This window comes from Saccharopolyspora gloriosae (assembly GCF_014203325.1).
GTDB classification, from domain to species: domain Bacteria; phylum Actinomycetota; class Actinomycetes; order Mycobacteriales; family Pseudonocardiaceae; genus Saccharopolyspora_C; species Saccharopolyspora_C gloriosae.
This window is the reverse complement of the sequence record NZ_JACHIV010000001.1, coordinates 690,605-709,496: the sequence shown is the minus strand read 5'-3', so window position 1 is coordinate 709,496 and position 18,892 is coordinate 690,605. Positions and strand designations below refer to the sequence as shown.

Genomic DNA, 18,892 nt, shown 5'->3' with positions numbered 1-18,892 from the left:
AGTAAGCTACTGCCGGTAGCCTACCTCGGAGTAGGTGACGCTGATCCACGTTCCGGGAGTGCGCATGCCGTCAACGATGTCCGGCAAAGTCGTCCTGATCACCGGTGCCGCGCGCGGCATCGGTGCGCAGACCGCCAGGGAGCTCGCCCGTCGCGGCGCCCGGCTCTCGCTGACCGGGCTCGAACCCGATGAGCTCAAAGCCGTCACCGCCGAACTCGGCGACGGCCACACCTGGTTCGAGGCCGACGTCACCGACCCCGACTCCCTCCAGGCCGCCATCGACGGCACCGTCGCCGCGCACGGCCGGATCGACGTGGTGATCGCCAACGCGGGCATCGCGCCGTTCGGCACCGTGCAGAACGGCGACCCGCACGCGTTCACCAAGACGATCGACGTGAACATCAACGGCGTCTTCCACACCGCGCGCCTCGCGCTGCCGCACGTGATCGAGCAGCGCGGCTACGTCCTGGTCGTGTCCTCGCTGTCGGCGTTCGCCCCGATGGGCGGCATGGCCGCCTACACCGCGAGCAAGGCGGGCGCGGAGGCCCTGGCCAGCGCGCTGAGCTCCGAGGTCGCCCACCTCGGCGTCGCGGTCGGCAGCGCGCACCCGTCGTGGATCGACACCGACCTGGTGCGCGACGCGAAGGCGGACCTGCCGAGCTTCCGGGAGATGCGCAAGCGCCTGCCGTGGCCGATGCACGCCACCACGACCGTGGAGAAGTGCGCCATCGCGTTCGCCGACGCCGTGGAGCGCCGCTCCCGCCGGGTGTACGTGCCGCGCCCGGTGATGCTGATGCACTGGCTGCGCAACCTGCCCGCCTCGAAGCTGGTCGCGCGGATCATGGCCCCGTCGCTGCGCAAGATCATGCCGGAGATGGAGCGGGAGGTGGCCGCCCTCGGACGCTCGTTCAGCGCCCGCAACCAGGCCTTGCAGGGAACTCCGAAGCAGGCGCCGCGCGGGAAGTAGGCGCGGCGCCGCTGAGCCCCATCCGGCCGAGGGCGCGTCCGGCCGGGTGGTGCCGGTGGCCGGGTGGCCGGGCGCGGGTCACCCGGCCACCGGTGTCAGGAACGCCGCGCGGGAGTGCGACCGGCGGGCACGCCCTGGCGGGGCCGCCCGCCCGAGGCGTTCGCCGCGGCCGGGAAAGCCCGCTCGATGGCGGCGGGGGACGGCACCCGTCCCTCGCGCGGTGCCGCGTTCGCGGGGATGCGCCCGTCCTGGGCCGGGGCCTTCGCGGGAGCCGGGACGTTCGCCACCGCCGGGCGGCGCGCGGCGGTTCCGCGCGCCTCGGCCGGGAGCGGGGCGCCGGGCCGGCGCACCGGCACCGCGTTGCGCTCGCGGCTCTGCCGGGTCGCGACGCGCACCGTGGCGGTGTCCGGGCGCCGCACGCCGGGAACGCGCTCCTGCTCGATCTTCTCGATGATCCGCCACACCGTCGTCTGCGCCTCGTCCGGCTCGACGCTGCGGTGGTTGGGGCCGGGGAGCTGGCCCTGAGCGCGCCACCAGCGGGCGCACACCACGAGGCCGCCCATGGACGCGCCGAGCGTGTTGAGCACGACGTCGTCGGTGGAGGCGACCCGGCCGGGGATGAAGAAGAACTGCACGGTCTCGATCGTCAGCGCCGTCATCAGCCCGCCGATGACGATCTTGCCGAGGTTGTCGAACCAGCGGACCCGCAGCGGCACCAGGGTCGCCATCGGCAGCAGCAGCACCAGGTTCCCGGCCAGCTGCACCCAGGGCCGCACATCGCCGGGAGCCGCCCGCAGCGCCGTGTACAGGTCGTTGCCGATCTCCATCCGGACCCGCTCCGCGATCTCGGGCTGCGGGTAGAACACCAGGTAGGCGGTGAACATCACCGCGAACACGAGCACCGCGTCGATCAGCGGATCGTGCAGCGGGGAGACCGATCGGAGGTTGTTGCTGCGCACCGTGCCGGACACGGCGGCGACGAGCACCGCGAGCGGGAACAGGACCGTCAGCGCCGGGACGAAGCCGTCGAACGCCAGAAAGAGTTGATACACCTCAGCCGCACTTCCTCTGGTCAGTGCCAGGACCGCGAACCAATGTCTGCATCAGGTGGTTCCACGCGGTGCGGGGCACCACGGACGACCACCTGTCCGCGCTCATCGCGCGTGGGAATCGGCGGTCGGCATTGACCGATCAAGAAGAGGGTCAAGAAGGTGGCCGGGCATCGCCTCGCGGGTCGATACCCGGCCACACCGGTTTCTTGCGGAGCGTCAGCCCGCGTCGACCTGGAGCAGGTCGGCGATGGTGCCCTGCGGGGCGCCCTGGACGACGCCGACCGAGGCGCCGCCCTGCAGGCCCTTGATCACGTCAGCCGGAGCCGCGCCCTGGTTGGCTTCGAGGAACAGCGCACCGGCACCGGCCACGTGCGGGCTGGCCATCGAGGTGCCGTCCATCGCCTCGGTGCCGCCACCGGGGACGGTCGAGGTGATGTCCACGCCGGGGGCGTAGCCCTCGACGGTCGCGCCGAAGTTGGTGAACTCGGCCGAGGTGTCGCTGATGTCGGAGGCCGCCGTGGTGAACACGCCCTCCGCGCTGGCCGGGGAGACGTTCTCCGCGTCCTGCGACTCGTTGCCGGCCGCGACGGCCAGGAACACGCCCGCGTCGACCAGGCCGGTGGCGGCCTCGTCCAGCGCCGGGTCCTTGCTGCCGCCGAGCGACATGTTCGCCACGGACGGGCCGTTGGCGTTCTGGGCGACCCAGTCCATGCCGGCGATGATGTCGGCGCTGGTGCCGCTTCCGTCGTCGCCGAGGACCTTCACGCCGACCAGCTCGGCACCGGGGGCCACGCCGTAGGTCTTGGAGGCGATGGTGCCCGCGGTGTGCGTGCCGTGGCCCTGGACGTCGCCGCCGTCGCCACCGGTGGCGTCGAAGCCGAACTTGGCGCGGCCTTCGAAGTCGGGGTGGTCGACGGCGAGGCCGGTGTCGATGACGTACGCGGTGACGCCCGCACCGGTCTGCGCCGGGGCGTAGGTGTCGTCCAGCGGCAGCTCCGGCTGGTCCAGCCGGTCCAGGCCCCAGGAGCCGACGGCGGCGGCGTGCGGCGCCTCGACCTGGATGCGGAAGCTCTGCGACACGCCTTCGACGGCCTGGCTGGCGCGCACGTCGTGCAGCTGCTGCGGGCTCAGCGAGGCCGAGAAGCCGTTGAGGGTGCTGTTGTAGACGTGCTCGGTCTGCACGCCCAGTTCCTTGGCGACGTCGGCGGCGTTGGCGCCGTCCTTCAGGTTCACCACGAAGGAGTCACCGGCACCGGCGGCGTTGGCCGTGTGCATGGTCAGCGGGGCGAGGTCGGCCTGCGGGGCGGCGGCGAGTGCGGGAACCGCTGCGACCACGAGTGCCGCGGCGGAGAGACCGGCGCCGGCACCGAACAGCATTTTCTTCACGGGATTACCTCCGTCACGAACCGACACGTTTCCGGCGGACGCACCGCCCGGCACTGGAGTCGATTGCTCTAATTGACTCGGATGCCGAAAACGTAGCTACCGGGCCCAGCTGGAAACAAAGGCATGGCTAGAACCCGCCACCCCTTCGCGACGTGCGTCGACACCTTCCAAGATCTGCATCTTGACAGGCCTTAGCTGGTGTTTTCCCGAGAATTGGGAGCGATCCGAGCGGGAGTGTGATGACGCACGCAATGGGACTTTGCCATCATTCACACGGCCGCAATGCGCGGTGACTGTTCAACACGGGAAAGTGCGGGAAAAACGTGGAGGAAGTGCCGGTAAACCTGGCGATGCCCCAGCTCACGCACCGTACGACATGGACACTTGCCGAGCCGCCGGCCCGAACGTCGAGCGGCCCGCCCGAAATCGGAGTGATTTCCGCCCCAGCGCGAGGCCATGGCGACGCGCGCCGATCGGCCGCGCCCGGCCGAGCAATCCCGAGGGAGCCCGAAATGGCCGATTTTCCTATTTGAGTAACAGTGCGCATGCGGCTTCGGCACGCACGGTAAATGATTCCCGCCATTTGAAACGATGCGCGCGACTCCTTGACCCGGCCCGGACCGGCCTGCCAGGTGGAACCGCCCGAGCCCGCGCGGTGGCCCTTTCCGGTCCGGGCGGTGGCCGACCTCAGTCCCGCTTGCGCCGGAACAGCCGCAGCAGCGGGTCGTAGTACCGATCGGCGGCGCGTTCCTTCAACGGGATGAGCGCGTTGTCGGTGATCTGGATGTGCTCCGGGCACACGTCGGTGCAGCACCGGGTGATGTTGCACAGCCCGAGCCCGTGCTCCTCGCGCGCCTCGTCAGGCCGGTCCGCGCGGGTCTCGCCGCGCGCGTCCAGCGGGTGCATCTCCAGTTCCGCCACCCGCATCAGGAACCTCGGCCCGGAGAACGCCTCCTTGTTGTCCTCGTGATCGCGGATCACGTGGCAGACGTCCTGGCACAGGAAGCATTCGATGCACTTGCGGAACTCCTGCGAGCGCTGCACGTCCACCTGCTGCATGCGGTACTCGCCGGGTTCGAGGTCGGCGGGCGGCTCGAACGCGGGCACCTCGCGGGCTTTGACGTAGTTGAACGACACGTCGCACACCAGGTCCTTGATCACCGGGAAGGTGCGCATCGGCGTCACCGTGATGACCTCGTCGGTGGCGAACGTCGACATCCGCGTCATGCACATCAGCTTCGGCTTGCCGTTGATCTCCGCCGAGCAGGAGCCGCACTTGCCGGCCTTGCAGTTCCACCGCACCGCGAGGTCGGGGCATTCGGTGGCCTGCAGGCGGTGCACGAGGTCGAGCACCACCTCGCCCTCGGCCGCCTCGACGACGTGGTCCCGCAGCTCGCCGCCGTCGGCGTCGCCGTGCCACACGCGAAGATGCGCCAGGTAACTCATCGTCGGCCTCCTCAGCCCGCCGCGGCGGCGAGTTCCTCGTCGGTGAAGTACTTGCGCAGTTCCTCGGCCGCGAACAGCTCCAGCAGGTCCGGGCGCACCGGGAGCTGGCGCTGCTCGTCGACGCGGACGCCGTCCCTGCTCAGCGAGCAGGCCAGCAGGGTGCGCCGCCACGTGGGAGCCATGCCCGGGTGGTCGTCGCGGGTGTGGCCGCCGCGGCTCTCGGTGCGCAGCACCGCCGCCCGCGCCACGCATTCGCTGACCAGGAGCATGTTCCGCAGGTCCAGGGCGAGGTGCCAGCCGGGGTTGAACTGCCGGTTGCCCTCGACCACCAGGTTCCGGGCGCGTTCGCGCAGTTCGTCCAGGCGCCGCAACGCGTCCTGCATCTGCTCGCCGACGCGGATGATGCCGACGAGGTCGTTCATCACCTGCTGCAGCTCGGAGTGCAGCGCGTACGGGTTCTCCGCGTTCGCGGCGGGCGCGAACGGTTGCTCCGCGCGCTCGGCCGCATCGTCCACATCGGACTGACGGGGTTCCGGCCCGTGCCCGGCCGCCAGGTATTCCGCGGCGCCCAGCCCGGCCCGCCTGCCGAACACGAGCAGGTCCGACAGCGAATTCCCGCCCAGCCGGTTGGACCCGTGCATCCCGCCCGCGACCTCACCGGCCGCGAACAGCCCCGGCACCCCGGAGGCCGCGGTGTCCGGGTCGACCTCCACCCCGCCCATCACGTAGTGGCAGGTGGGGCCGACCTCCATCATCTCCCCGGTGATGTCCACGTCGGCCAGTTCGCGGAACTGGTGGTGCATCGACGGCAACCGCCGGGTGATCTCGTCCGGGGTCAGCCGGGTCGCGATGTCCAGGAACACCCCGCCGTGCTCGGAGCCGCGGCCCGCCTTGATCTCGCTGTTGATCGCACGGGCCACCTCGTCGCGGGGCAGCAGTTCCGGCGGTCTGCGGTTGGCCTCGGGGTCGGCGTACCAGCGGTCCGCCTCGTCCTCGGTGTCGGCGTAGTTGTCCTTGAACACGTCGGGGATGTAGTCGAACATGAACCGGCGCCCGCCGGAGTCGCGCAGCACTCCCCCGTCGCCGCGCACGGACTCGGTGACGAGGATGCCCTTCACGCTCGGCGGCCACACCATGCCGGTCGGGTGGAACTGCACGAACTCCATGTTGATCAGCGCGGCCCCCGCGCGCAGCGCCAGCGCGTGGCCGTCACCGGTGTACTCCCAGGAGTTCGACGTGACCTTGAACGACTTGCCGATGCCACCGGTCGCGAGGATCACCACCGGAGCCCGGAACAGCACGTAGCGCCCGCTCTCCCGCCAATAGGCGAACGCCCCGGCGATCCGTCCGTCCGGAGCGTCCTTGAGCAGTTCGGTGACGGTGCACTCCTGGAACACCTTCAGCCGGGCCTCGTGCTCACCGTGCTCGGCGAAGTCGGCCTGCTGCAACGAGACGATCTTCTGCTGCAGGGTGCGGATGAGCTCCAGCCCGGTGCGGTCGCCGACGTGCGCGAGCCGCGGGTACTCGTGGCCGCCGAAGTTGCGCTGGCTGATCCGGCCGTCGGCGGTGCGGTCGAACAGCGCACCGTAGGTCTCCAGCTCCCACACCCGCTGCGGGGCCTCCCGCGCGTGCAGCTCCGCCATCCGCCAGTTGTTCAGGAACTTCCCGCCGCGCATGGTGTCGCGGAAGTGCACCTGCCAGTCGTCGTGCGGGTTGGCGTTGCCCATGGAGGCCGCGATGCCGCCTTCGGCCATCACCGTGTGGGCCTTGCCGAACAACGACTTGCACACCACCGCCGTGCGCAGTCCGCGCTGCCGGGTCTCGATGGCCGCGCGCAGGCCCGCGCCGCCCGCGCCGATCACGATGACGTCGTAGTCGTGCTGCTCGATCCGCATCGAGGGCCTTTCAGTTGAACAGTCGGGGATCGGGGAAGGCTCCGGCCGCGATGAGCAGCACGTACAGGTCGACCAGCGCGACCGACAGCAGCGAGGCCCAGGCGAGCTGCATGTGCCGCGCGTTGAGCGCGCTCACCTTGGTCCACAGCCAGTAGCGCACGGGGTGCTTGGAGAAGTGGTTGATGCGACCGCCGATGAGGTGCCTGCACGAGTGGCAGGACACCGTGTACGTCCACAGCAGCACCGCGTTGACCACCATGAGCAGCGAGCCGAGCCCGACGCCGAAACCGCCGTCGGCGCCGCGGAACGCGATCACGGTGTCGTAGGTGAGCACGGCCGCGACCAGCAGCGCGACGTAGAAGAAGTACCGGTGCACGTTCTGCATCACCAGCGGGAACCGCGTCTCGCCGGTGTAGCGGCGGTGCGGTTCGGCGACCGCGCACGCCGGCGGCGCCGCCCAGAACGAGCGGTAGTAGGCCTTGCGGTAGTAGTAGCAGGTCAGCCGGAACCCGAACACGAACGGCAGCACGATCACCGGGGGCGGCAGGAACGGCCCCATCGCGGGGAGCCACTGCCCCCAGTGGCTCGCCCCCGGTACGCACGCCGCGCTCAGGCACGGCGAGTAGAACGGCGCCAGGTAGTGGTACTCGGGCACCCAGTAGGCGGTGTTCATGAACGTGCGGATCAGGCCGTAGATCAGGAACAGCCCCAGGCCGACCACCGTGATCAGCGGTCCGAGCCACCACCGGTCGGTGCGCCGCGTGCGCGGGTCGGCACGACCGGGCGGGTGGGCGGGTTCGGCGCTGGACGGATCGATACCGGGGAGTGCGGACATGGGTGACCTCGTTGTCGGTGTCCGGTTCGGCCTGGGTGGCTCGATCGTTCTTGCCGGTGCTGGGTCGTCCACTCGTGCCGGCGCGGGCCGCGGCGGCGTTGCCGGAGCCACCGCGCCGGTTCGATCAGTGCTGCTGCCTGCCACCGACTCCTTCGTCGTCGGCGTCGCGCCACAACGACGGGTCGTAGGGCGTGTCCGGCACCATCACCGTGTCGCCGCGGTTCATCTCCCGGCGCGGGGCTGGCAGTGCGGACAGTTCGGCCAGGTCGATCTCGAGCCGTTCCACATCGTTGCTCAGGCGGCGCACGGCCGCAGCGTTTCCGTAGCGCGATCGGAGCATGCCGACGCTGCTGCGCAGCTGCCCCAGTACGCGCTGCACGTCGGTCAGTTCAGTCGTCGAAGACATGGGCGAACACCTCTCGTACGGGTCGTCGCATCGACCTCTCCGAGAGTGCCCCGAGCCCACAATTGTGACAAGAGCCACACGGTCGACTTCCAGGATTTCCCTCGACCGAGCCCGGATTTCACCCGACTCGCGAGCGGTTCGGGCCGGGTTCCGCCCACCCGCGGTGACCGGGCTCAGTCGTCGTCGGCGTCGTCCCGGGAACGTCGGCGGTCCCGGTAGACGATCACCGCGACGACGCCGACGACCGCGAAGGTGGGCACGAAGAACGGCACCGCCGTGATGATGGGGTGGCTGGCCAGGACCTGCGCCTGCGCGAGGATCACGTCGCCGTCCTCTCCGGCTCCGGCGACGGCTCCGGCGCACCGGCTCCGACGCGCCCGATCCGCTGCGCGCCCCAGCCCAGCGACAGCACCAGGGCCAGCGAGCACGCCAGCACCACCAGCGAGCAGGTCACCCACAGCCAGGACGGGATGTCCTGCTTCGTCTCGCGCTGCAGCACCTGCCACTCCGGTTGCGAGTCGCGGGTGAACTGCGGGTCCGCGGTCACCGCGGGCACGCCCAGCGCCTCGTCGGCGGGCATGTAGACCGGGACGGCGACCATCGCGCGGCCTTCGTGGAACCGGATCATGGTCTTCCAGGTGCCGTGCAGCGGCATCGGCTCGTTGGTGCGGTAGGTGTCCGGGCCGATCGGGGTGAGCCGGTCGACGTGCAGGTCACCGCCTTGCCAGCCGGTCATGGTGAGCCAGGTGGAGTCCTGCCCGGTGCCTGCCGGGCTCATCCGCACGACGGCGTGGCCGGTGCGGTCCTGCGGCCCGCCCCGCACGTCGGTGAGCGTGACGGTGGCCTGCACCGGGGGCGCGGTGCCGACGAGCGCGTTGGTCACGGCGAGCGCGATCACCACGAGCGCGCCGCCGAACAGCGGCACCGAGACCTGGCGGCGCGGCAGCGCACCGCGCAGCGCACCGGCGAGCAGCGCGCCGAGCACACCGCCCGCGACACCGCCGGCCACCGCCATGGCGGCGCCTTCGAGGGCCATGTCCGGGGTCCACGGCAACGGGAAGGCGAGCTGGGTCCACGCGTACTCGGACGCGTACCCGACGGTGCCGATGAGCAGGCCGGACACCACGCCGAGCGCCAGCGCGCGGCGGGCCAGCAGCAGCGCGGCGGCTTCGACGCAGAGCGCTTCCACGACGTGCAGCGGGATGGTGGCGAACTGCTCCCCGAGCACCGGGCCCACGAGCACGGCGACGCCGCCGCGCACCAGCACGTAGAACCCGACGACGAACAGCGCCGCGCCGCGCCCGGCCCACAACCGCGCGACGACCAGCGCGCAGCCGACGGCCACGGCGATCAGGAACGGCTGGTGCACCATGCGGAACTGCTGCACGCCGAAGTCGAACTCCGCTTGGAACACCGAAAGGCCGACGAGCAGGCCGCCGATCGCCATGCCGCGGTGCGCGAACCGCGGCAGCGCGCCCGGTTCACCGAGGTCGGAGCGGGCGAGCCTGCCTTCGCGTTCGAGCAGCGCGACGGCGACCAGGGACAGACCGGCGCCGCCGATGAGCATCAGGTGCGTCGGCCCCCACAGCGTCACGTCCTGGCCGAAGATGCGGTGCCACACGTCGTCGAGCGGGAACCCGAGCAGCGCGTAGAACCCGGCTCCGGCCAGCAGCAGTCCGCTGACCGGGGCGTACCAGTCGCGGGTGATGCGCACGGCCGCGCCGCCGACGGGTTCGTCCTTGGGCAGCACGACGGCCAACATGCCCGCGGTGAACAGGCCGAACAGGCCGATGAGGATCGGGTAGTGCGCGATGTTGGCCAGCGGGCCTTCGTCCCGGCCCTGGGTGATGTGCAGCGAGATGTCCCAGTACATCCCGAGCAGCGCCGTGAGCAGCGAGATCATCGCGACGATCTGCGGCAGCGCGACCCAGCCGGGCAGCCCGCGCGGCAGCACGCGCTGGGACAGCGCGGCGGCTCGTTCGAGGAGCCGGGTGCGGCCGGTGCGGTGCGCGTAGCCGAGCAGCAGGAGCAGCAGGGTCAGCACGGTCGCGCCACCGGAGGCGATGAAGATCTGGTCGAGCGCGGCGCCTCCCGTGGGCCGCACCTCTTGCATCAGCAGCGCCCGGTGCCACTCGGCGGCGGTCTGGTTCATGCGGGCCATGGAACACCAGAAACTGGACAATGTCATCCCTCAATGTGACATTGATTGTTGTAAACATTCGGCGTGACCAGGAGGACCACTGCGATGACAACGACGGCGCCGCTCATCGGATGCGCGCTCACCGCCTCGGCCCTGCTGCTCGCGGGTTGCGGCGCTCCCCCGCCCGAGCCCGCCGCGCCGGACGCGCCGCCGGTGGTCGTCGACGCGGAGGTCGCGGGCGGGCAGGTCCGCACCGGCACGGAGCGGGTGTCGGTCCCGCTCGGCGGCCAGGTCCGGTACCAGGTGCGCAGCGACCGCCCCGACGAGCTGCACATCCACGGCTACGACGAGTCGGCGCCGCTGACCCCCGGCGAGGTCGGCGTCGTCGAGTTCACCGCCGACCTCCCCGGCGTGTACGAGGCCGAACTGCACGAGTCAGGGCTCTCGCTGCCCAGCCTGGAAGTGCGGTGAGCACCGAGTTCCTCGCGCACGGCCTCGGCGGCCGCACCGACCTGCCGCTCAACGGCGCCGCCGCGGTCGTCGGCGGGGCGCTGGCGGTCGCCGTGTCGTTCGTCGCGCTGCTCGCGCTGTGGTCGAAGCCGTGGCTGGACCCGGAGGCCGGTCGACCGGTGCGGTTCGCCGCGGTGAACTCCGCCCGGCTGCGCGGTGCCGCCCGGATCGTGGTGCTGCTGCTCGCGGTCTTCGTGGTGGCCGTCGGCTTCTTCGGCCCGGCGGAGACGAACGCGAACCTGGCGCCGTGGGCGTTGTTCGTGACGTTCTGGGTCGGGCTGATCCCCGCGAGCGTGCTGCTGGGACCCGTGTGGCGAGCGGTGAACCCGCTGCGCACCGTGCTGAGCGCGCTGCGGCTGGGGCGCGATCCGCGACCGGTGCCGGGGTGGCTCGGCTACCGGGTGGCGACGGCCTGGCTGCTGGGTTTCGTGTGGCTGGAGCTGGTCGCGCCGAACCGCGCCGATCCGCGACTGGTCGCCGCGCTGATCCTCGGCTACGCGCTGCTGAACCTGGCCGCCGCCGCCCGCTACGGCCCCGCGTGGTTCGAGCGCGGCGACGGTTTCGAGGTGTACTCGACGCTGCTGGCCCGGTGCGCGCCGCTGGGACGCCGCTCGGACGGGCGGCTGATCCTGCGCAATCCGCTGGCGGGCCTGGTGCGTCCCGACCCGGTGCCCGGTCTTGCCGGGTTGGCGTGCGTGCTGATCGGGTCGACCGCGTTCGACGGGCTCACCCGCACCAGCTGGTGGCAGGCGCTGCTGAACGCGACGCCCCTGCCGGACGTGCTCGTGGCGACCGGCGGCCTGGTGGTGTCGATCGCGGGGATCTCGGTGCTGTACTTCGGTTCGATGCGGCTGAGCGCGGTCGTCTCGGGCAGCTCGGAGCCGTTGGCCGCCCGGTTCGCCGCGACGCTGCTGCCGATCGCCGTGGGCTACGGCGTGGCGCACTACTTCTCGTTCTTCGTGATCGAGGGCCAGCAGCCGTTCATCCTGGCCGGTGATCCGTTCGGCACCGGGCTGGACCTGTTCGGGTCGGCGGGCGACGCGCCGGACTACTCGGTGCTCTCCCCCGGCGCGGTCGCGATGGTGCAGATCAACGCGATCGTGCTCGGCCACCTCGCGAGCACCGCCGCCGCCCACGACCAGGCGTTGCGCTCGTTCGACGCGCGCGCGGCCCGCCTCGGTCAGCTGCCGGTGGTGGTGGCGATGGTGCTGCTGACCGGAACGGGCCTGCTGCTGTTGCTCTCGGGCTGATCAGCAGCCGCCGCCACCGTCACCGCTGTCGCCACCGCAGCCGCCGCCGTCGACACCGCCGCTGACGCCGCCCCCGTCGAATCCTCCGCCGTGCACGGAGTGGCCGTGCGTGGAGTGGTGGGCGCCGCCGGCTCCGATGAACGGCGCGACCGTGTCGCCGCCACGGCGCGGGGGACGGCGCCGGGCGACCATGCTGATCACCACTGCGAGTGCGAGCACGACGAACGCTACCGCCGAGATCACGACGATCACTCCCCCACCATCTCGGGCTCGGTGCACACCATTCGCACGCCGGAGCCCGATACCCGTTGCGCGCGAGTGATCCGGCAACCTATCACCTCGTTCGGTGAAATCGCCGCCGTTCTCCTTGTCCCGCAGCGGAAATCCGACCTACGGCACCCGGCAGCCCGCTTCGGTCAGCTGCCGGTGGTGCCGACCTGAACGCGCCTGCCGCTGTCGCTGTCGGGACGATCAGCAGCCACCGCCCCCGTCGCCACTACCGCTGTCACCGCTGTAGCCACCTCCGGCGCCACCCGATGAACGGTTCCGACCGAACAAGATCACCACCAGGAAGACCACGATCCCGATGGCTATCACTGCTGTGGTCATGCCGACCGACCTCCGTAGTCTCGGGCGCAGAGCCGCTCGCGGGAGCACGAGCGGACGTCTTCCGAAGCTATCAACCGCAGCGCCGCCGAAGACCGCTCCGACCTCTGCGCGGACACCGTCCGGCTCCAGTTCATCGGGGAATCCTCCGGTTTCCACCGCTGCGCTGTGCCCGCGCACCTCCGCTCATCGCGGAGATCCGATCCAGCAGGCGCGAGCGGGCACGACCAGCTGCGCGCGTTCACCTCTCGGGCGGCAGCGGGCTGCTCAGAAGCCGTGGATCTGTTCGCGGGCGGTGCGGTAGGTGTGGCGGACCGCTTCGCCCTGGTAGATGTTCGCCGCCGGGCACGGCTGGGAGCGCAGTTCCCAGTCCGGCGGGGTGGTCGAACCGGAGATCGCCCACGCGGCCTGCTTCGCCGCGCCGAGCGCGACGTACTCGGTGGCCTCCGGGATCTCCACCGGGACCCCGAACAGCGAGGGGGCGACCGCGCGCACCGCGGCGGATTCGCTCGCGCCGCCGATCAGCAGCACCCTGCGGACCTCCACGCCGACGGCGCGCAGCGCCTCGACGCCGTCGGCGAGGCCGCACAGCATGCCTTCGACCGCGGCCCGCGCCAGGTTCTCCGGGGTCATGTTGGTGCCGCGGAGGCCGGTGAGGGTGCCGGTGGCGTCCGGCAGGTCCGGGGTCCGCTCGCCCTCCAAGTAGGGCAGCAGGGAGAGCCCGCCCGCGCCCGGTGCCGCCTCCAGGGCGAGCCGGTCCAGCCCTGCGAGGTCCGTGCCGAGCATGCTCGCCGTGCCGCTGAGCACCCTGGCCGCGTTGAGCGTGCACACCAGCGGCAGGTACCGGCCGGTGGCGTCGCAGAATCCCGCGACGAGGCCCGACGGGTCGGCGCAGGGATGGTCGGCGACGGCGAACGCCGTGCCCGAGGTCCCCAGCGACACGACCACATCGCCCGGTCCCGCGCCGATCCCCAGCGCACCGGCCATGTTGTCGCCGGTGCCCGCGCCGAGCAGCGCGCCCTCCAGCGGGGCGAATCCGGAGGCGCGACCGGCGGATTCGGCCGGTCCCAGCACGTCCGGCAACCGCGGGGTCCGGCCGCCCATGGCCTCGCGGAGCAGGTCCGGCAGCCACCGTCCCGTCGCGGGCGCGTAGTAGCCGGTGCCGGAAGCGTCGCCGCGGTCGGTGCAGGCCCGTTCGGGGCGACCGGCGAACAGCCAGGTCAACCAGTCGTGCGGGAGCAGCACCCGGTCGACGCGGTCGGCGTGGTGCGGTTCGTTCTGCGCCAGCCACGCCAGTTTCGTGAGGGTGAAGCTCGCGACCGGCACCAGCCCGGTGCGCTCGGCGAGCGTCGCCGCGCCGTGCGCGTCGATCAGCGCGCGGGCCTGCGGCGCGGAGCGGGTGTCGTTCCACAGCAACGCGTCCCGCACCGGGTTCCCCGCGCCGTCCAACGCGACCATGCCGTGCTGCTGGCCCGCGACGGACACCGCTTCGATCTTGCCGGGAGCGCCGGCGGCGGCGTGCGCGACGGCTTCCTGCGCCGCCGTCCACCACGCCCACGGGTCCACTTCGGTTCCCGCCGGGTGGTGCGCTTTCCCCTCGGCCACGATCCGGCCGGTTTCCGCGTCGGCGACCACGGCCTTGGTGGACTGGGTCGAACTGTCGATGCCGAGAACGAACACGGTTCAGCCTCTCTGCGCTGCGGTCGCCACGACGAAATCCTGCCAGATCCCCGAAACCGGCCGGTGGAGTCCGTCCCGAGCCCGCGAGGCGGCTCCCGCGTCGACCGTCCCGTTCCCGGTATCAGGGCTTGCGGCCGACTCCGCACAGCAGCAGGTTCTGCGCGGGCACCAGCGAACGCAGCCGCGGGCCGTCCGGCCACCAGTCCGCGGCCCGCGTCAGGCCCGGCTCGGTGATCTCGGTGCCGTCGAACAGCGCGGTGATCTCCTCGCGGTCCCGGAACCAGCCGGTGCCGAGCTCGGCGAGCATCAGCTTTTCCAGCCGTGCGGCCGTTTCGGCGTGCGCGGCCTCCTCCGGACGGTGCAGGTGGCTCACCGCCACGTACGAACCCGGCGCCAACGCGGCCACGTACTCCGCCATCACGCGGTGCGGACGCTGCCCGTCCGACACGTGCTGCAACGTCGCGCCCTGCAGCAACGCCACCGGCCGGGACAGGTCGATGTTGCGCGCGATGGCGGGCATCGCCAGCAGTTCCGCGGGGCGGGTCAGGTCGGCGAAGGCGAAGTGCGTGTGGTCGTTGTCCGCGAGCAGCGCCTGGCCGTGCGAGTGCACCATCGGGTCGTGGTCCACGTACACCACGACGGCGTCCGGATTGGCCCGCTGCGCCACCTGGTGGGTGTTCTCCGGCGCGGGCAGGCCCGAACCGATGTCCAAGAACTGGTCGATGCCCACGTTCTGCGCCAGGTAGCGGACCACCCGCATCAGCCATTCCCGGTGGTCCACGGTGGCGGTGACCAGCCCGGGGGACACCTCCAGGGCGGCGTCGACGACGGCGCGATCCACCGCGTAGTTGTCCTTGCCGCCGAGCAGCGCGTCGAAGCAGCGCGCCACGCTGGGGCTCCTGGTGTTCAACAGCCGCATGTCCAGCGGCCCGGTCGTGGAGTCCACCGCCGCGACGTCGCGGGAACACGTCCACCCTCGACGGACGGGATCGACACCGGGGCGATCAGACATCGAACACCTCGCAGCGGATCACGACACTCGGACTGTCATAACCAGTATAGGCATGTGCCGGGGCCGTTCCGACGCATGGCCAACGGACGAAAAATTGATCAAATCCGCCGTTTTCCCGGTAGGGTGGCGGCCAGTCTTCGCGAGGGAGCACCGGTTGCGAGTCACGATCACCGTCAACGACACCGAGCAACGGCACGAGGTCGAGGACCGCACCCTGCTCGTGCACTTCCTGCGCGAGACCTGCGGACTGACCGGCACGAACACCGGTTGCGACACCACTTCGTGCGGCGCGTGCACGGTGCTGCTCGACGGTGAGTCGGTGAAGTCCTGCACCGTCCTGGCCGCGCAGGCCGACGGGCACGACGTCACGACCATCGAAGGGCTCTCCACCGACGAGCGGCTGCACCCGGTGCAGCGGGCCTTCCAGGAGTGCCACGGCCTGCAGTGCGGATTCTGCACGCCCGGCATGGTGCTGGCCTCGGTGTCGCTGTTGCAGGAGAACCCCTCACCGACCGAGCGGGAAGTGCGCGACGGCCTGGAGGGCAACCTCTGCCGCTGCACCGGCTACCAGAACATCGTCGATTCGGTGCTCACCGCCTCGCGCGAGGAGACCGCCCGGTGATCCCCGCCGCGTTCACCTACCACCGCGCGGAATCCGTGGACGACGCGCTGCGGCTGCTCGCCGAGCACGGCGACGACGCGAAGCTGCTGGCAGGCGGGCATTCGTTGCTGCCGCTGATGAAACTGCGCCTCGCCGTGCCCGAACTGCTCGTCGACGTGACCGCGCTGCGCGAACTCGCGTTCGTCGAGGACGCGGGGCCCGAAGTGCGGATCGGCGCGCTGACCCGGCACCACGACCTGGCGAACTCGGCGCTGCTGGCCCGCGCGGTGCCGCTGCTGGCGCACGCCGCTGGCACCATCGGTGACCCGCAGGTCCGCCACCGCGGCACCCTCGGCGGATCGCTCGCGCACGGCGACGCGGCGGCCGACCTGCCCGCGGTGGTGCTGGCGCTGGACGCGGTGCTGGTGCTGCGCGGACCCGACGGGACGCGGGACGTTCCCGCCGCGGAGTTCTTCGTGGACTTCTTCGAAACCGCGCTGGAACCGGGCGAGATCATCACCGAGGTCCGGGTGCCGAAGCAGACCGCCGGATGGGACTTCCAGAAGTTCACCCGCCGCGCCATCGACTGGGCCGTGGTCGGCGTCGCCGTCGCCGGGGACGCGGTGGCGCTGGTGAACATGGGCGCGACGCCGCTGCGCGCCACCGCCGTCGAAACCGCGCTGGCCGCCGGTGCCCCGCTCGCCGAGGCCGCGGAGCGCGCGGCCGACGGCACCTCCCCCGCCGACGAGCCCGCAGCCTCCGCCGACTACCGCCGCCACCTCGCCCGCGTCCTCGTCCGGCGCGCTCTGGAGAACTCCCGGGCCTGACCGCTTGTCGCCGCCGGGCGGGCGAGGACGTGTCGTAGATTCGCCGCATGGGAGCAGTTGAGCTCGGCGGTGAGTTCGTGACCGCGCCGCTGGCGACGTACGCGCGGCTCCGGGAACAGGGCTCGGTGCACCGGGCGATCACCCCCGACGGCACCGAGGTGTGGCTGGTGACCCGCTACGAGGACGTGCGCGCCGGATTGGCCGATCCGCGGCTGTCGCTGGACAAAGCGCACGCGCGGGACGGCTACCGGGGGTTCTCGCTGCCCCCGGAGCTCGACGCGAACCTGCTCAACATGGACGCCCCGGACCACACCCGGCTGCGGCGGATCACCGCGCAGGCGTTCCGCGTGCACCACCTGCGCCCCCGCGTGCAGCAGATCGCCGACGAACTCCTCGACGCGATCACCCCGGCGGGCGCCGCAGACCTGATCGCGTCCTACGCGGGACCGCTGCCGATCCTGGTGATCTCCGAGCTGCTCGGCGTCCCGCAGGCCGACCGGCCCGATTTCCGCGCGTGGACCGACGAGATGCTCGCGCCCACCTCCCGCGAGTCCGCGGGCGAAGCGTTGCGCTCGCTGCACCGGTTCCTGCTGGAACTCGTCGCCGCCAAGCGCACCGATCCCGGCGAGGACTTCATCAGCTCGCTGCTCGCCCAGCACGACCGGCTCTCCGCCGACGAACTGACCTCCGCCGCGTTCCTGATGCTGTTCGCGGGCTACGAGAACACGGTGAACCTGCTGGGCAACGGCTTCGCCGCCCTGCTGTCGCATCCCGACCAGCTCACCGCGATGCGCACCGAACCGGAGCTGCTGCGGTCCGCGGTGGACGAGCTGCTGCGCTTCGACCCGCCGCCGCAGACGGCGATCCGCCGATTCCCCATCACCGACGTCGAGATCGGCGGGGTGACGGTGCCCGCGGGCGCGACCGTGCTGCTGTCGCTGGTGTCGGCGCAGCACGACCCGGAGGTGTTCGCCGACCCGGACGCGCTGGACCTGACCCGCGCGGACAACCCGCACCTCGCCTTCGGCCACGGCGCGCACTTCTGCCTGGGCGCGCCGCTGGCCCGGATGGAGGCCGAAGTCGGTTTCGAGACCGCGCTGCGGCGGCTGCCCGGCCTGGCGCCGGCGGCGCGCCCCGACGAACTGCGCTGGCGCCCGTCGTTCCGCAACCGCGGCCTGCGCGACCTGCCGGTGACGTTCGAACCCGCCGAGCCGAAGGGCTGAACGCGCGCGTTATCCCTTGCCTCCAGGCGGAAACGCGTCGTGGGGTGAACGGACCGTTCGTCCAATCGGATCGGACGAACGGTCCGTTCACCCCGCGACATCGCCGGGTGCCCGAGGTGATCGAGCTCGTCGTGAGCGCGCGGCCACCTGCGGTTTCAGCGCTGCGCGATCGGCGTCGCGGTCAGGACGTCGCCCTTGATCGACTCCCCGGCGGGCCACACGGCGGCCACGTGCCCGTTCTCCAGGTCGAACTCGACGGAGGCCGGCACGGTCGGATTCGCCGGCGCCCCGGTCTGCTGCACGAACCGCGAGAACGCGGGCTTCGACGCGGTCAGGTTCACCGGCGCGGCGGGACTCGACTCCGGGTTCACCGTCACGCCCGGGATCGGAGCCTCACCGCCGTGGAAGCTCACCCCGGCCGGGACGCCCTGGAGCTTGCAGTTCGTCGTCGGGCTCGCCGCGGTGTAGTCGACGAGGAACGCCTCGTGCCCGGCGGCGTGCTCGGGGTCCTTCGTCACCGTGACGTTGACGTCGTCGCTCGTGCACAGCGCGTCGCTGGGGTTCGCCACGGCCGGGCCCGCGGTCAGCGCGGTGATGCCGAACGCGGCACCCGCGACGGCGGTGGCGGCGGCGATGCGGCGGAACTTCGTGGTCATGTCGTCCTCCAAGCTCGACTCGCTTCTCACCCCTGAAGACGTCCCGCGACCGCCGAGGATGCTCCCGAGTGCGCTTCCCCACCCCGAAGCAACCCGAAGCCCACCCACGTCCCGGCCGCCGACCACAGGGGAGGAGTGAACGGACCGTTAGCCCAACGAGACTGGACGAACGGTCCGCTCACCCCAGCCGCGAACTCACCCGCAGCACGCCGCCGCCCACCCGCCGTTGAGTGAACGGACCGTCCGCCCAACGGCATTGGGCAAACGGTCCGTTCACTCCGAGCCGCGAACCCGCCCGCCTCACACCACGAGCTGCACCCCCACCGACCCAGCACGCTGCACCCAGCGACGAGTGAACGGACCGTTCGCCCAACCAGATCGGACGAACAGTCCGTTCACT

The 18,892-nt window shown here is 71.5% G+C and carries 18 protein-coding genes; 6 read left to right on the top strand and 12 right to left on the bottom strand.

The window, feature by feature from the left end; genetic code table 11:
• Nucleotides 1–64: 64 nt before the first annotated feature.
• On the top strand, nucleotides 65–967 hold the full coding sequence (locus BJ969_RS03405; RefSeq protein ID WP_184477211.1) for an SDR family oxidoreductase: 903 nt from the start codon (nucleotides 65–67) through the stop codon (nucleotides 965–967).
• Nucleotides 968–1,062: 95 nt separating this feature from the next.
• Here BJ969_RS03405 and BJ969_RS03400 read toward each other — a convergent pair whose 3' ends face one another.
• From BJ969_RS03400 to BJ969_RS03365, 8 genes are all read right to left on the bottom strand, one after another.
• Nucleotides 1,063–2,019, bottom strand: coding sequence for a VanZ family protein (locus BJ969_RS03400; protein ID WP_184477209.1), 957 nt, complete (start codon nucleotides 2,017–2,019; stop codon nucleotides 1,063–1,065).
• 216 nt (nucleotides 2,020–2,235) lie between these two features.
• Nucleotides 2,236–3,396, bottom strand: a complete 1,161-nt coding sequence (locus BJ969_RS03395; RefSeq protein ID WP_184484730.1) for a S8 family peptidase — start codon at nucleotides 3,394–3,396, stop codon at nucleotides 2,236–2,238.
• 696 nt (nucleotides 3,397–4,092) lie between these two features.
• Nucleotides 4,093–4,851: a succinate dehydrogenase/fumarate reductase iron-sulfur subunit gene (locus tag BJ969_RS03390; RefSeq protein WP_184477207.1), complete on the bottom strand. Its 759-nt coding sequence runs from the start codon at nucleotides 4,849–4,851 to the stop codon at nucleotides 4,093–4,095.
• 11 nt (nucleotides 4,852–4,862) lie between these two features.
• Nucleotides 4,863–6,746 carry a fumarate reductase/succinate dehydrogenase flavoprotein subunit gene (locus tag BJ969_RS03385; protein WP_184477205.1) on the bottom strand — a complete coding sequence of 628 codons (1,884 nt, stop codon included), beginning with the start codon at nucleotides 6,744–6,746 and terminating at the stop codon, nucleotides 4,863–4,865.
• Between the two features lie 10 nt (nucleotides 6,747–6,756).
• A complete protein-coding gene (locus tag BJ969_RS03380; RefSeq protein WP_184477203.1) occupies nucleotides 6,757–7,581 on the bottom strand; it encodes a hypothetical protein in 825 nt (274 codons plus the stop codon).
• 124 nt (nucleotides 7,582–7,705) lie between these two features.
• On the bottom strand, nucleotides 7,706–7,987 hold the full coding sequence (locus BJ969_RS03375) for a hypothetical protein (protein ID WP_184477201.1): 282 nt from the start codon (nucleotides 7,985–7,987) through the stop codon (nucleotides 7,706–7,708).
• 173 nt (nucleotides 7,988–8,160) lie between these two features.
• Entirely contained in the window at nucleotides 8,161–8,310 is a 150-nt protein-coding gene (locus BJ969_RS03370; protein WP_184477199.1) for a hypothetical protein, read from the bottom strand.
• Entirely contained in the window at nucleotides 8,307–10,139 is a 1,833-nt protein-coding gene (locus BJ969_RS03365) for a hypothetical protein (protein ID WP_184477198.1), read from the bottom strand. The genes BJ969_RS03370 and BJ969_RS03365 overlap by 4 nt, the downstream gene beginning before the upstream one ends.
• Before the next feature lie 93 nt (nucleotides 10,140–10,232).
• Here BJ969_RS03365 and BJ969_RS03360 point away from each other — a divergent pair, with 93 nt between their 5' ends.
• Complete coding sequence (locus tag BJ969_RS03360; RefSeq protein WP_184477196.1) at nucleotides 10,233–10,598, top strand: cupredoxin domain-containing protein; 366 nt, start codon at nucleotides 10,233–10,235, stop codon at nucleotides 10,596–10,598.
• Nucleotides 10,595–11,887 carry a hypothetical protein gene (locus BJ969_RS03355; protein WP_184477194.1) on the top strand — a complete coding sequence of 431 codons (1,293 nt, stop codon included), beginning with the start codon at nucleotides 10,595–10,597 and terminating at the stop codon, nucleotides 11,885–11,887. Before BJ969_RS03360 ends, BJ969_RS03355 begins: the two co-directional genes overlap by 4 nt.
• Here BJ969_RS03355 and BJ969_RS03350 read toward each other — a convergent pair whose 3' ends face one another.
• From BJ969_RS03350 to BJ969_RS03340, 3 genes are all read right to left on the bottom strand, one after another.
• On the bottom strand, nucleotides 11,888–12,130 hold the full coding sequence (locus BJ969_RS03350; protein ID WP_184477192.1) for a hypothetical protein: 243 nt from the start codon (nucleotides 12,128–12,130) through the stop codon (nucleotides 11,888–11,890).
• A 630-nt stretch (nucleotides 12,131–12,760) separates the two neighbouring features.
• On the bottom strand, nucleotides 12,761–14,173 hold the full coding sequence (gene xylB, locus BJ969_RS03345) for a xylulokinase (RefSeq protein ID WP_184477190.1): 1,413 nt from the start codon (nucleotides 14,171–14,173) through the stop codon (nucleotides 12,761–12,763).
• 121 nt (nucleotides 14,174–14,294) lie between these two features.
• Nucleotides 14,295–15,185 carry an SAM-dependent methyltransferase gene (locus BJ969_RS03340; RefSeq protein ID WP_246456669.1) on the bottom strand — a complete coding sequence of 297 codons (891 nt, stop codon included), beginning with the start codon at nucleotides 15,183–15,185 and terminating at the stop codon, nucleotides 14,295–14,297.
• 154 nt (nucleotides 15,186–15,339) lie between these two features.
• Here BJ969_RS03340 and BJ969_RS03335 point away from each other — a divergent pair, with 154 nt between their 5' ends.
• Genes BJ969_RS03335 through BJ969_RS03325 form a run of 3 tightly spaced genes read left to right on the top strand, consistent with a single transcriptional unit; the run spans nucleotide 15,340 to nucleotide 17,836 of the window.
• The gene (locus tag BJ969_RS03335; protein WP_246456668.1) at nucleotides 15,340–15,807 is read left to right on the top strand and encodes a (2Fe-2S)-binding protein; all 468 of its coding nucleotides are present in this window, start codon (nucleotides 15,340–15,342) and stop codon (nucleotides 15,805–15,807) included.
• Nucleotides 15,804–16,613, top strand: a complete 810-nt coding sequence (locus BJ969_RS03330) for an FAD binding domain-containing protein (RefSeq protein WP_184477185.1) — start codon at nucleotides 15,804–15,806, stop codon at nucleotides 16,611–16,613. The genes BJ969_RS03335 and BJ969_RS03330 overlap by 4 nt, the downstream gene beginning before the upstream one ends.
• Before the next feature lie 47 nt (nucleotides 16,614–16,660).
• Entirely contained in the window at nucleotides 16,661–17,836 is a 1,176-nt protein-coding gene (locus BJ969_RS03325; protein WP_184477183.1) for a cytochrome P450 family protein, read from the top strand.
• A gap of 155 nt (nucleotides 17,837–17,991) precedes the next feature.
• Here the strand turns inward: BJ969_RS03325 and BJ969_RS03320 are convergent, their stop codons facing one another.
• Nucleotides 17,992–18,492: a DUF4232 domain-containing protein gene (locus BJ969_RS03320; RefSeq protein ID WP_184477181.1), complete on the bottom strand. Its 501-nt coding sequence runs from the start codon at nucleotides 18,490–18,492 to the stop codon at nucleotides 17,992–17,994.
• Nucleotides 18,493–18,892 lie beyond the last annotated feature (400 nt).